General features: G+C 51.9%; 11 protein-coding genes. 7 read left to right on the top strand and 4 right to left on the bottom strand.

What is annotated here, in order from left to right:
- Nucleotides 1-209: 209 nt before the first annotated feature.
- From IPM28_07045 to IPM28_07030, 4 genes are all read left to right on the top strand, one after another.
- A complete protein-coding gene (locus IPM28_07045; GenBank protein MBK9172750.1) occupies nt 210-980 on the top strand; it encodes a hypothetical protein in 771 nt (256 codons plus the stop codon).
- A gap of 78 nt (nt 981-1,058) precedes the next feature.
- Entirely contained in the window at nt 1,059-1,670 is a 612-nt protein-coding gene (locus IPM28_07040) for a hypothetical protein (GenBank protein MBK9172749.1), read from the top strand.
- A gap of 157 nt (nt 1,671-1,827) precedes the next feature.
- Nucleotides 1,828-2,409 (top strand): sigma-70 family RNA polymerase sigma factor, encoded by a 582-nt coding sequence (locus IPM28_07035; GenBank protein ID MBK9172748.1) that lies wholly within the window; start codon nt 1,828-1,830, stop codon nt 2,407-2,409.
- A gap of 5 nt (nt 2,410-2,414) precedes the next feature.
- A complete protein-coding gene (locus IPM28_07030) occupies nt 2,415-3,233 on the top strand; it encodes a hypothetical protein (protein MBK9172747.1) in 819 nt (272 codons plus the stop codon).
- Between the two features lie 10 nt (nt 3,234-3,243).
- Here the strand turns inward: IPM28_07030 and IPM28_07025 are convergent, their stop codons facing one another.
- From IPM28_07025 to IPM28_07015, 3 genes are all read right to left on the bottom strand, one after another.
- Nucleotides 3,244-4,722 carry a hypothetical protein gene (locus IPM28_07025; protein ID MBK9172746.1) on the bottom strand — a complete coding sequence of 493 codons (1,479 nt, stop codon included), beginning with the start codon at nt 4,720-4,722 and terminating at the stop codon, nt 3,244-3,246.
- On the bottom strand, nt 4,719-5,480 hold the full coding sequence (locus IPM28_07020; protein ID MBK9172745.1) for a hypothetical protein: 762 nt from the start codon (nt 5,478-5,480) through the stop codon (nt 4,719-4,721). Before IPM28_07020 ends, IPM28_07025 begins: the two co-directional genes overlap by 4 nt.
- A 61-nt stretch (nt 5,481-5,541) precedes the next feature.
- Nucleotides 5,542-6,069, bottom strand: a complete 528-nt coding sequence (locus tag IPM28_07015) for a hypothetical protein (protein MBK9172744.1) — start codon at nt 6,067-6,069, stop codon at nt 5,542-5,544.
- A 66-nt stretch (nt 6,070-6,135) separates the two neighbouring features.
- On the opposite strand from IPM28_07015, the gene IPM28_07010 reads away from it, so the two are divergent.
- From IPM28_07010 to IPM28_07000, 3 genes are all read left to right on the top strand, one after another.
- Nucleotides 6,136-7,791 (top strand): amidohydrolase, encoded by a 1,656-nt coding sequence (locus IPM28_07010; protein ID MBK9172743.1) that lies wholly within the window; start codon nt 6,136-6,138, stop codon nt 7,789-7,791.
- Nucleotides 7,792-7,892: 101 nt separating this feature from the next.
- Nucleotides 7,893-9,317, top strand: coding sequence for an amidohydrolase (locus IPM28_07005; GenBank protein MBK9172742.1), 1,425 nt, complete (start codon nt 7,893-7,895; stop codon nt 9,315-9,317).
- Between the two features lie 14 nt (nt 9,318-9,331).
- Nucleotides 9,332-9,865, top strand: a complete 534-nt coding sequence (locus tag IPM28_07000; GenBank protein ID MBK9172741.1) for a DUF4920 domain-containing protein — start codon at nt 9,332-9,334, stop codon at nt 9,863-9,865.
- 74 nt (nt 9,866-9,939) lie between these two features.
- Here the strand turns inward: IPM28_07000 and IPM28_06995 are convergent, their stop codons facing one another.
- The gene (locus tag IPM28_06995; protein ID MBK9172740.1) at nt 9,940-12,819 is read right to left on the bottom strand and encodes a TonB-dependent receptor; all 2,880 of its coding nucleotides are present in this window, start codon (nt 12,817-12,819) and stop codon (nt 9,940-9,942) included.
- Nucleotides 12,820-12,963: the final 144 nt, after the last annotated feature.

The raw sequence follows: 12,963 nt of genomic DNA, 5'->3' as shown, positions 1-12,963 counted from the left end.
AAACCAGGTCATCGGAAGCTTTCTTCAAGTAATATGCATCTTTTTGCTTACAAACCTCATCGAGTAAAGCAGATTCGCGAGCGTTACGATGCTCCGTGCTTTGCGATTGTGCTACAATCCGCTTTTGCAATTTTCAAATGTTGATCAGGAGAATTTCATTGGTGTCATTGCGCTCGAGCAGACTTGCTGCCCTACTCCCGATTCTGTTTTTGTCGTCGGCAATCTTGTTCGCTCAACAACCGACCCCCTCGCCAGAAGGAAACCGACCGGTCCAGCCGTCGACGGGAAAAAACTCGAACACGGCCTTTACCGCTGAACAGATCGTCGAATCAACCGTATTCATATACGGCTTTGGCGGCGGACGCGCAGTTCTCGATCAGATCAGGAAATCTGCATTCGAACGAGGTAAAGCAACCCTGACGAACCCGGATGGCCGGGTGGATTCGATCAGTTATCAACGGTGGACGCGCCGCGGAGATAAGCAGGAGACCGATCAGATCAGATTCGAACAAGACTTCGCAAACGCGCGTTACTCGCTTCTCTATAAGGACGCAAAGGTGATCGGTATTTATAACGATTCGGTCTTCACACCGAACGCCGATGCCCTGCGTTCGTTCGAGAATCTACACTTTCGGAATATCGAGGCATTGCTCCGATACAAGGAGAACGAATCAAGGATCGAACTCGGCGAACGCGAGAAGATAATGGGCGTTGAGTTTTATGTCATTGATCTCACCGACAAGGTAGAGCGAAAGACGAGATTTTATATTAGTGTGAAGAGCCTGCGAGTAATGATGCTCGAATATGATGACGGCGGCCAGAAATATCGCCGTCGCTTCTACGACTACCGCAACTCTCAGGGGACGCTCGTCCCTTTCAGAACCGTCCTTTGGGCCCAGGACAAGATCATTGAGGAGTCGAGTATCGGTACGATCACATTCGGGCAGAAGATCGACGATGCGATCTTCGTTTCAAACTAGACACAGTTTTGCAACTTTTCAGACCGCTCGCGGTGCAAAGGGTTACTCTTCCGAACTACCAATCTGGAGAATAATCCTATGCATAAGAACCGAGCCCTTTTTTCGCTTCTACTTTTTACCATCGCTTCACAGCTTGCCTTGAGCATTTCTGCTCAGCAGCCTGACCCGGACCGAAGTGAACCGAACCTTGAGATAACGCTCCATTTGATCGTAACCGACGACGAAACCGGTATCGACGACACGATGCAGTCACGGCTCGCCCCGATATTGCGCCAACTCGAATCGTCGTTCGGTCCGGCGCGTTATCGCGTCGCGGACGTTCAAGTGGGACGTATGGCCGCCAACGGGGTGTTCGACTCCAAAAGTATTTCGACCATCAGCGGAAAGGGACAGCTGGGGGAGAACCCAAGCTTTATCGAATGGCGTGTCGGCAGCCCTAAACGCGTCCTAAATGGGGATGCGTGGACGGTTACGGTCGAGAGCTTTCGATTTGGTCTGAGGATGCCTGTCCGTCACCGGCCGATCGGGGTCGACAATGGGGGTGGTGTGGTGAATTACGAGGGATTAGGTATCACTACATCAAAGCTCAAGTTCGACCAGGGGGTCCCGACGTTGGTTGGCACCATCACACTGCCGCAAAATGGTGGAAGCCTATTCATCGTCATCACCGTGGCTTCTGTTCGACAATAAGGCAATTGAGAAGCGAAAACGCAACTTTAGGAGCGTTGTCGCGTGTACGTAATCGTAGGACAGCTTTTGTCCGAAGAAAGTTTGTATTGTAAAAAAGTATGAGTGTATGGCCCTCGACAACACCGATCATTGCACAACGGAGGTTCAAAGAATCACCGTGGATGATAGGGTGTTGTCCGATCACGAACTCATCGAAGCTGCAAAGAATGGCGACGAGAACGCGTTTGCCGAGATCGTCGCCCGGTACCGCAGTCCGATCACAAACTTTCTATACCGGTTTTTGAACGACTACGAGGAGGCAGTAGATCTCGCACAAGAGACATTCGTACGAGTCTACTTTGCTATCGAGCGTTATCACACAGGGTTCGCGTTTTCGACCTACATTTATCGCATCGCCACAAACCTTGCGATAACCGAGGTTCGAAAACGCAAGCGACGAAAGCTGTTGTCGTTAACTGGACTATTTCAGAATGATCTCGATGATCCGACCGAGTTCCAGCCCGCTGACACGAAACCGCTGGCGGACGCCGATATCATCGACGCGGAACAAAGCCGAGCGATAGCAAGGGCAATAACGACGCTGCCGCCAAAATATCGTGTTCCGATCGTGCTGCGCGATATTGAGGGGCTTTCATACGACGAAATAGCCTCTGTGATGAATCTCGGTCTCGGAACTACCAAATCGAGGATCAACAGAGCTCGGGGCCTTTTGAAAGAGAAACTAAAGGGGCAGGTCTAAAGAAAATGGGTGAGACAGAACGACATAAGACCATTCCGGACGACGAGCGGATGTCACGGCTGCTCGGCAGTCTCGTACGTGTTGATGCGCCCAGGGATTTTGAACACAGGCTGAAAGCGCGGATCGCTAACGCGGGATCGCCTCGTACCGCAAGAAGGTCAAATCCTATTTTGGTGTTTGTTGTACCGGCTTCGCTGTTAGTGCTTCTTGGGATGTTTTTATACGTCAACGATCTGATCGTTCCGTCGGACGAGCGATTGAAGGATGTCGTAGTTTCAGACTCCGTGACAAATGAAGCGGCGGCGGCCGAAAAATCGGAAAGCCCAAAAGTAGTCCACGACGCTGACGGCCTCAAAGAACAGACGGCAGCCGTTGCGGTTCCACCTATAGCTGAGCAGGCGCGTACAGCTACGCGCCCAACACAAACACGCCGAAGTTCGTCTGCGCGAGAGCCCGAGACCGGCAGTTCGATCGTCCTGTCTGCTACAGAGCCGGAAAAACCCATCCTCCCGCCTGGTATCGATCCTCAACGAATTTCACCGGCCGATCGACCTCCGGACTTTGACCGTCAGGGCAAGCCGACGCTTCTTGAGATCTTCGAATTGCTGGGGGTCGAAACTGATCGGGCCGTTTCAGGGGTGTCAGTGCGATCGGTTCGCAAGAACGGGATCGCAGATCGAACCGGTATTCGGAGCGGTGACTCGATCGAAGCGATCGACGATCGGCCAGTCAACGAAAGTACGACATTTGAAGATGGTTCTACGCTCAAGACCATCCGCATCCTACGCGACGGCCGACAGATCGTTTTGCCGATAAAGAACTAAGTCTTTGGACCTACGGGTTCTTTGTCTCGTCAACCGCAGCGCTTTTCACCTCGGTCGCGAACTTGCGATAATCGTACGAACGGACTATCTGGTTCACATTGATACCTCGAACCAGAAGAACGCGAACGGAGAGATTGACGTCAGCCGTCGACGGCAGCCATATCTCGTCGTTGATTCGTTCCTGTTCGAGCGTAAAAGACGCTCCCTTTCGCAGCTTCGCAAGCACGCCGCCGCCGATATTAAAACTGTCCGCTAAAAAGGCTTCGAGCCGTGCGACCTGTTTGTCCTTTTCGTCGATCCACATCACTCCGGCCGTCTTACCAAAGAACTTCAACATACTTTTTGCGTTTTTGTAGTCGAACGCAGGATTAGGTTCGAAGTCGAAGACTATTACGCTACGGCCTCTGAAGCGTTCACGACGAGGGTTAACGAGACGCGATGCCCTCAACACTTCTGCGATCGATACCCGCTGGCCATTTTCGGAAGGCGGACCGGAGTTTGCTTTTGCCTCCTGTTTTGCTAATCGCCTTTCGATCTCCTCGACACGTTTTTCTACTGATCTATCTTCGGTGGCCTGTTCACGTTCGTTGAGCGGCTTTCCGTTTTTTTCGATCAGACGCCGAATTCGATTGCCCTTGTAAAACGAGAGCTGAAATGTCTCAGACTCGACCTCGCGGAGGACCCCGTCTTTCCCAAGCTCACGGCGAATGCTTTTCTGAACATAAGAATAAGTGTCCAGGATCTTTTCGACCCTGTCCTCGTTGTCCTGAAGTTCGGCCAGCAATAGGGCGATGTCAGGCAGCGGCTCACCCGAGATCTGAGGAAAATCGAATTCGGTGCGAGCTATCTGGCGATTGATGCCGGCATCTTCGACCGTCAGGTCATATACTTCTGAATCGAGTTGCATCTTGATCGCGAAAGGCAGCAACATTCCGCCTACATTGCGATGATCGCTGTATTCGAATGTGCGTTTTGCGCTGCCGAGTGAATATTCCTCACGGACGGGAAGTCCGGTTCGCGGATCAAAAACAACACGAATACCTGTACCCTTGGATGTGTTTATGGCGATCGCGTTCGGTCCGGCTGCCACGACCTTCGAACGTTCTTGCTTAGCCCTGAGCCAAAGGCTGTTGCGATAGCCGGCTTCAGCCTGAAGATCAACGCTCTCATCGCCGGTCAGTGTCCGCAGTCCATCGCGGGAGTCGCGTGCCCAACCCGAGCGGCCGTTGAAACCCCATTCATACTCAAATCCGTTGAGGTCGTACGATAAATTGAAGAGATTCGGCTGTGTGGTTTGCATGACGAATCGGCCGGTATTGCCGTCGCTTTCGCGTCGGATCGTCCCAGACAATTGCCATGAGCGCAGGTTCTTAAGCAGCTTCGAGCCGCCGAGCGACCGTTCGGCATTCTTGATCAGACGCGAAGGCAATTGTGCCTGGACTGCAGAAAAGGCGAGAACAACTGTAAAGATGACTGTAAGGAATTTCATTTCTTATCAAGCGTCGATGACGGCATTAGAAACAGCCCTAGGAAGAACAGCGAGACCGCAAAAAATTGTACATAGCCGGTTACAGGCGAAAACCGCGGCAGGTCTAATAGCCAGGTCAACGCTTCCTGTGCGGGATTTTCGAACAACGACCTCAACCAACTTCGCTCGGCCGGGGCGGTCAGATTCGCGAGCAGCATGTACTTCGCGACAAATGCAAGGCCGAAAAGGGCGCCGAGGCTACGCAGAAGCTTTTTGGTGTCGAAGTCGGCGAAAAGGTTGTTCCACAAGATCCAAAAGAAGCAAAATGCGACGACCCAGAACGGAAGTCCTCGTTCCGGAAGCAGTGAGTTGAAGATCTGGGCGGAGGCCGCAAATAGCGTCAACATCACAGAACCGTTCGCAAGATTCTTTAGTGTTGAGAATTCTTCGGTGAACCAACCATCGATCGAAATAAGCCTGGCCCGGAAAAACAAGATCAGCAGAATAAGTGCGAACACCAGGCAGATCAAAGCCGGTGCGATGAATATGAATGAACTGTCGCCACCGCTAAATCGCAGACCGCCGAGGAGCGTAACGGTCAGGAAAATAAATGGTAGGTAAATATAGGTGGCTTGCCGGGCCGGGTGACGTGCAGCAACCTGATCGGTCACGGCCGCGTCTTCAATCGTCTCAGCGACCGCGTCAGTCTCGTTAACTCTGCCACTTTGGGGCAGAACCAGAGAATTAGCCAAATCGGATTTATCGATCTCTGTGTCCATCTTTGATGATACTGGAAACTCGGTACACGCCGTTATCGTTTCTTGCTTCCGCGTTATCCGCTTACATTCGCTCGCGGAAGACGCGAAGCGGATTAAGATCACTCGTTGTTACTTTCAATCCTTCTTCGAGCTCTTTACGCAGTTCGGCCGGCGATGCGGCCTTGAGGTCGGCGTCGTCACTCCGAAAATCAGGATCCATCACCTTCAATCGGTCGAGTGTTTCGAGCGACCGCCGAAACAACTGATCGTCGTTCGAAATGCGGCCCCAACCTTGTCGGTAATAGCTGTAAGCGACATAGTATTGCGTTCGCGGGTCGCGCATTTCAGGATCTGCAAGCTCGAAGGAATCGCGGGCTGCGACAAATCGGTCTTGCCGAAATGCCGCTAATCCGTCGTTGAATTTCGCGGCGTCCACCTGGTAAGTTCCGATTACGACAGTGCCTTTGGTCGCAATTGTCTCGATCGTTGTGCGGGCTTTTGACGTCGCCTCTTCGATGGAGCGCGGTTCGGCCGCGTAAAGGAAAACAATGATACCGCCGTATGTCACCACGATCACTATCGCAATAAAATGGATATACTTCTCTTTCACTGTTATAATCCGGTAGCTAAATCTTAGAATACACTTTCAGGCTTCTCACTGCCCTTTATTTTGATAATGCGAACTATTTTTCTCGTCATCATTATCGTCGCTACATCGTTCCAGATCGCTGCCCAGGGCCGCGAAGCTGACCTTGTCGTCATCAATGCGACCATCCAAACGATGGACACAAAACGACCAAAAGCTCAGGCAATAGCCGTCGCCGGAGGAAGGATCATAGCCGTCGGCTCGGACGCTGACATCAGGCCATATATCGGTAGTTCCACTCGCCGGATCAATGCCGGTGGAAAACTCGTGATCCCGGGCTTCAACGATGCGCATGTGCATTTTCTTGAGACCGGTCAGCAGCTTTCCTCAGTCGATCTGCGCGATGCGAAAACACCCGAGGAGTTCGTCGAAAGGATCAGGAAATTCGTTGCGAAACTCCCAAGAGGACGTTGGATCCTTGGAGGTAAATGGGATCACGAAAATTGGACCCCGAACAACCTTCCCACCGCAGCGATGATCGACGCTGTGACGCCGGACAATCCCGTATTTATCGACCGCCTTGACGGCCACATGGCGCTTGCGAATTCACTAGCTCTGAGGATGGCAAAGGTCGATAAGAACACTAAGGACGTCGACGGCGGCGAGATCGTACGCGATGGACTCGGCAATCCTACCGGAGTGCTGAAAGATGCTGCCATGTCCTACGTCACCCGCATAATTCCTGCACCGTCGTGGGAAGAACGTCTGGAAGCCGCGCAGGCAGCGACAGACCATGCAGCATCGCTTGGGGTGACGAGCGTTCAGGACGTATCGGCCGGAACCGATATCGGAGTCTATCAAGAATTGCTTCGACGAGGATCGCTGAAAACGCGTGTTTACGGTTGCTCTCCGTTAGCTGACTACAAGCGCTGGGAACGAACCGGGGCGCGTGCTGCGTTTGGCAACGACTGGCTGCGGGTCGGATGTCTCAAAGGATATTCCGATGGCAGTCTTGGTTCGACAACGGCGTGGTTCTTTCAAGCCTACCTTGATGCACCAAATTCCGTCGGACTCGCCTCGGACGAGATACCCACTATGCCTGAAATGGTCCTTAACGCGGACAAAGCCGGGCTGCAGGTCAACGTTCATGCGATCGGCGACAAAGCTAATGCGACCGTCTTGGATATTTTTGCAAAGACCGCGGCAGCCAATGGCGACCGCGACCGTCGATTTCGGATCGAGCACGCACAACACCTTCGGCAGGAAGATATAAAGCGATTCGGATCCCAAAAGGTCGTTGCATCGATGCAGCCGTTTCATATCATTGACGATGGCCGATGGGCGTGGAAGCGACTTGATGAGCCAAGGCTCAAAGGGACTTACGCATTCCGCACGTTGCTGGACAGCGGCGGGGTTCTGGCTTTTGGATCGGATTCGCCAGTAGCACCGCTTAATCCGATATGGGGAGTGTATGGATCCGTCACCCGGCGAACGCTGGACGAGAAGAACCCGAACGGTTGGATACCGGAGCAGAAGATCTCGGTTGAAGAAACGGTCAGAGCGTTTACATTTGGATCGGCCTTTGCCGAATTTCAGGAAAAAGAGAAGGGCACGATCGAAGTCGGTAAGCTTGCCGATTTTGTCATCTTATCGGACGACATATTTACGATCGAACCGTCAAAGATCAGAGATGTGAAGGTGCTGACGACTGTTGTCGACGGCCGGGTCGTTTACGAAGTCAAGTGAAGGCTCTCGCAACATTCCTTTTCATATTATCGATCGGCGGTTCGGCTTTGACACAAGAGAGGGACGCCGATCTTGTTATTTTTAATGGCGAGATACTAACCATGGACCCCGGTAAGCCGCGGGTCGAGGCAGTCGCGATCATTGGTACCAGATTCGTTTCGGTCGGAACCAATGCCGAGGTTCGCAGACTGGTCGGAATACGTACGACCGTCATTGACGCAGCCGGCAAAATCGTCATCCCCGGAATTAATGACGCCCACGTTCATTTCATGGCGATCGGTAACAAGTTTTCGTCGGTCGATCTCCGCAATGTTGGTTCGTTCGACGAGATGCGGCAGCTCTTTGCATATTTCGTGCGTTTTCTTCCAAAGGGGCGCTGGATCCTCGGCAGCGGCTGGAACGATAGGAACCTGCAGCCGCCGAGCGCTTCTACAATTCGTTTGATCGATGACCTGACACCGGACAATCCGATCTTCGTTTACAGTGCTGACCCAAGTGTTGCTTTTGCGAACGCGAGAGCATTGACGATCGCGGGTATTTCGCGAAATACCCCAGACCCAATTGATGGAACGATAGTTCGCGATATCAGCGGCGAACCGACGGGCGTTCTAAAGGGAAAAGCACTTCAATTGTTGATTCGTCACATTCCGCCCGACCATACCCGCAGATGGTCCGAGATAGCAGAAACGGCATCGAATTATGCTGCATCGTATGGCGTTACCAGCGCACAAGATACCGATTCAGACGATCGAGCGGATGTATATCGCGAGCTCGAACGTCTTGGCAAACTGAAGACACGTATCTACGATTGCAAGGGTCTCTCGGAATGGGCCAAGACAAAAAAACTTCCCGAATTCGACAATCCCGATTCGATGGTCACGACCGGTTGCGTAAAGGGATTTCACGAAGGCGATGATGATTGGACGCAGAAACTGCGTGAAGATGTTATCGCCGCTGACAAAGCGGGATGGCAGGTCGCGATCCATGCGATCGGGGCAAAATCAAATCGAATAGTCCTCGATATTATTGAAGAGACGATCCGCTTGAACGGCAAACGCGACCGGCGATTCAGAATCGAACACGCCGAAGGGATCGCACCGGCCGACCTTTCGAGGCTCGGAAGGCTTGGCATCACTTTGTCGATCCAACCCTATCTATTTGGCCGAGGTGCCGGGTACCGAAGCGGTTACTACGAGCGATTACGTCGTGCCGGAGCGAAACTGGCGCTTGGTTCGGATGCTCCAATGACCGAATTTGATCCACTATTGCTGCTTTCGGCTGGGAATGACGGAAAATTAGAATTCAACAATGGCAGCTGGCTGACATCAATCATACATTCTCACACTATAGGTTCTGCATTTGCGGAGTTCAAAGAGAAGGTCAAGGGACAGATAGCGGTCGGCAAATTGGCAGATCTGGTCATTTTATCGCAAAATAGAGTCAGTTCCGCCCCGGATGCCCCGCACGTTGCCAATGTATCAGTAACGGTTGTGAACGGACGGATCGTTTATCAGAGATCTTATTGAATTTTGGAGACATTATGAAATTTCTTTTTGTAGTTTGTGCATTGATGTTGGTCTATTCCGCTCCGGTCTTTGGACAGGAACTGAACAGCAAGGGCGAGCCGGTAGCCAAGAACGAACAGAACAAGCCGGTAGATCTTAAAAAAGGCGAGAAAATAACGCGTGGAGCGGCGATCAGCCGATCTTCAAAAAAGGCAACTGTCGAAAAGGCATTTGCCGATCCGAAGAAGTACGAAGGTCAGACGGTGACCGTCGCAGGCGTGATCGTCAGATCATGCAAGACCGAAGGCTGTTGGATGGAAATGGCAGATAAGGAGGGAGGCAGATCGGTCCGAGTGACCTTTGGCGATCATCTCTTTTTTATACCTTTGAACTCGGCCGGCATGAAGGTAAAGGCCGAAGGGAAGTTTGTTACTACAGTGCTTTCAAAAGAAAAGGTCGATCATCTGATCAATGATGACGGTGCAAAATTTGATAAACGAAATCCAGATGGTACCGTGACCGAGATCTCATTTGACGCAACCGGCGTCGAATTGACCAAAGCCAACTAGACCCGAACACATCTGTCACAAAAAAAGGCTCGGGACCAAAATGGTCGCGAGCCTTCATTCTTCGCTTCATTCTGTTAGAACTTCAACCTGACGCCGACCTGAGCCTGTCGCGGCTCGCCGAAACCGGCAGAGACCGTTCCGTCGAAGTTAAAGGTAAGTGGCCGAGGCAGACTCCGTTGGTTGCGATTGTTGAAGAGATTGAATGCCTCGAAGATGCCCTCGATCGAAACCTTCTCCGTTATCTTAAAGGCCTTTGATGCCCTAATATCGAACGTGAAGAAATCATTCTCGAGACGCAGTGTATTGCGTTTGACGATGTTTGGAAACGATCCTCGATTTACGACAGACGTTGGCTGAGCCGAACGATACTGGACGATCGGTGAGAGATTGATCTCGTACGGCAGCAAGAAGGTCGCGAACGCGTTGAAGCGATGTCGCTGATCGCGATCGGACCAATTGTATTCGGGCGAGAGATCGCGAGGATCAACATATCGGAAAGTGAACGGATCACGTTCGTTGTCATCGTCTGATTTGTCGAACGACAAAAGATAATTGGCCTGGAACTGCCAGCGGTTTGAAAACCGTTTGTTCAGTGTGAAGGTTAACCCCTGATAAAGGGACCGAGCAGAACTTTCGGTCGATCGGATCTCGCCGATTCCCGAACCGTCAGGCCGCTCGAATATCGCTACACCACCGTAAAGCCTTGAGTCGCCTCGATTTACAAACCGCGTAAGCCGAGTCGATTTTGCATAGTTGTATGCGAAGAGCACCGAGGTATTCTTATAAACCTCGCGCTCGATGCTGGCACTATATTGGATAGTACGCGGATTCTTGAAGTTTCGCTCAAAAACCGCAACACCCGGATTAAACGGGCTGAAACCGGCCGTTGGAACGATGCCCGGATAATCGGGACAACCGTTCAAACCGCCTATCTTGTCGCCCGTACATAGGAAATTGGCAAAGAAAATGTTCCCCGCGATCACGCCGTCAGTATTCCTGGGGCCTGCAACAACAAGTCCTGGAATGCGGGCATAATAGATTCCTGCCCCCAGTCTGATTGCAGTTTTACCGTCATTGCCAGGCGACCAGGACATCGCCAAACGAGGAGCAAACCCATCTGTAAAATCCGGTATCGTACCGTCAGAAGTAAAGCGAGGGTCATTCAGAAACTGTCCGTAACGGGTTGCCGAAGGCTGGTTTATCGGGTCGGGCTGAAACTGTGCTTCCCATCGAAACCCAAGGTTAACCGTAAGGTTTCGCTTTGCCTGCCAATTATCCTGAATGTACAACCCGGGTTCGATGTTAGTGTACGCCTGAGTTCCGGCTTCTTCGACCGTACGATTTCCGATCGGTGCGAACTGCAGGTAAAGGGCAAGTGCGTCAGCGTTCACCTCGTCGATGTAGTCGATGAAGCCATCGATCGCTTCGCTTATTGTCGGAGCCGCAAAGATGTACCGGCCGCGGGCAAAACCGATGAACGTCTGCGACACCTTGACGCGGTTAAAATCGACACCCAGCTTGATCGAATGATTTCCGCGGATCACAGTAAGGTTGTCGGTAAACTGGAGCCGGTCGTCGTCGGACGGAACGGGAAGAAAGAACGGTCGGCCGAATCGATAAGAGATCGACCCGTCAAACGTGCCGATTGTCGTATCCGGAAGGTCGGGCCCATCGTAAAAGCGCGGTCTTTCTTCTTTCGCCCATTGGAAACGAAATTCGTTTAGAAGCGTCGGCGAAAAATTGGTGACCAGTTGAGCGATAAAAGAGTTTGAAGTGGACGTTTCGCGACCATTAGCGCTTGAACCCCAAGTCGGAACGTCAAAGGTGCCATTTACCTGCTCGGCACGGCTGTAATTGTGCCTGAACGTGAGAAGGTTATTGTTATTTATGTTGATATCAACTTTGCCCAGGAGAACGTCTGCGTCGTTCGTCCGTTGTATCACGGTCTGCTCGTTAGGTGAATTGAAACGTGTCGCGAAAATGTTGGCCAGGATCGGATCGATCGAATTCGGCTTGCTGCTTTCGCCGTCGTTACGCTCATAGGCAACAAAGAAGAAGGCCTTGTCTTTTTTTATTGGTCCGCCCACATTCCCGCCGAACTGGTAGTTCGTAAAATCCTCGACCGGAAGCCCGGCATCAACTGCGTCGGGGTTTTGTCCGGATAGAAATTGATTACGGAAAAACAGGAATGCAGCTCCTGAAAAACTGTTTGTGCCCGATTTAGTTACGGCGTTGATAAAACCGCCGGAACTGCGGCCGAATTCGGCGGAAGCTCCAACCGGAACTACCTGAAATTCCTTTACAGATTCGAGACTGATCGTGAACGCAGGACGCTGTCCGCCTCGCTGTTCGCCGAAGAACGGGTTGTTGGCGTCGGCACCATCGATGGACACGTTATTCTGAATCCCTTTCTGACCATTGATCGTGATCTCGTCGCCATCCGGCCCTTGAACGATGGAAACACCCGGAGTCAAAAGAGCAAAACGCGAAAAGTCACGCCGATTGATAGGCAGGTTCTCAACCGATCGTTCGTTGATCTGGGTTGAAAGTTCCGTTCGGGCGGTCTCGACCGCCTCAGCGTCAGTTGAGACGTCGACGGTAGCGGCAGTTTCACCGACCTTCAACTCTATTCGAAGCGAGAGCGTCTGCCCTACCGAAACATCGACATTTTCGAGTATCGTAGATGCGAAACCGCCTGCGGTCGTCGTAACGCGATAACGCCCGAGCGGCAGCAGCGGAGCCGTGAAAAAACCGTCAGAATTTGATGTGACAGTGCGTTCAAACCCGGTGGCAATGTTGCGTGCTGAGACCGATGCTCCAGAAATCACCGCACCATTCGGGTCGACGACCGTGCCCTGTATCAGACCGGTCGTTGACTGTGATTGTCCAAAGGAAGAAATCGCAGTTATGGCCACAATGACCATGATCGAAAGAAAGTTGGCAGGGATTCTCATGATGTTATCCTCAATCTGTTCGAGTTGTGTTGTCCTTACGATTCGTATTCAACGATCCTGGATTGCACCTTTTCGACGGTGTGAGCGATGCCTTACGGAAAAGTGAACCGGATGTGAAATTAATCAAAACTGACGGATTATACT

It is taken from the genome of Chloracidobacterium sp. (assembly GCA_016716305.1).
Lineage (GTDB): Bacteria > Acidobacteriota > Blastocatellia > Pyrinomonadales > Pyrinomonadaceae > OLB17.
This window is presented reverse-complemented; position numbering and strand designations above follow the sequence as displayed.

Coding starts and splice junctions, on each gene's coding strand:
- IPM28_07030 (MBK9172747.1), top strand. CDS start 2,415: ATGGGTGAGACAGAACGACATAAGACCATTCCGGACGACGAGCGGATG.
- IPM28_07005 (MBK9172742.1), top strand. CDS start 7,893: ATGGACCCCGGTAAGCCGCGGGTCGAGGCAGTCGCGATCATTGGTACC.
- IPM28_07010 (MBK9172743.1), top strand. CDS start 6,136: ATGCGAACTATTTTTCTCGTCATCATTATCGTCGCTACATCGTTCCAG.
- IPM28_07040 (MBK9172749.1), top strand. CDS start 1,059: ATGCATAAGAACCGAGCCCTTTTTTCGCTTCTACTTTTTACCATCGCT.
- IPM28_07025 (MBK9172746.1), bottom strand. CDS start 4,722: ATGAAATTCCTTACAGTCATCTTTACAGTTGTTCTCGCCTTTTCTGCA.
- IPM28_07000 (MBK9172741.1), top strand. CDS start 9,332: ATGAAATTTCTTTTTGTAGTTTGTGCATTGATGTTGGTCTATTCCGCT.
- IPM28_06995 (MBK9172740.1), bottom strand. CDS start 12,819: ATGAGAATCCCTGCCAACTTTCTTTCGATCATGGTCATTGTGGCCATA.
- IPM28_07020 (MBK9172745.1), bottom strand. CDS start 5,480: ATGGACACAGAGATCGATAAATCCGATTTGGCTAATTCTCTGGTTCTG.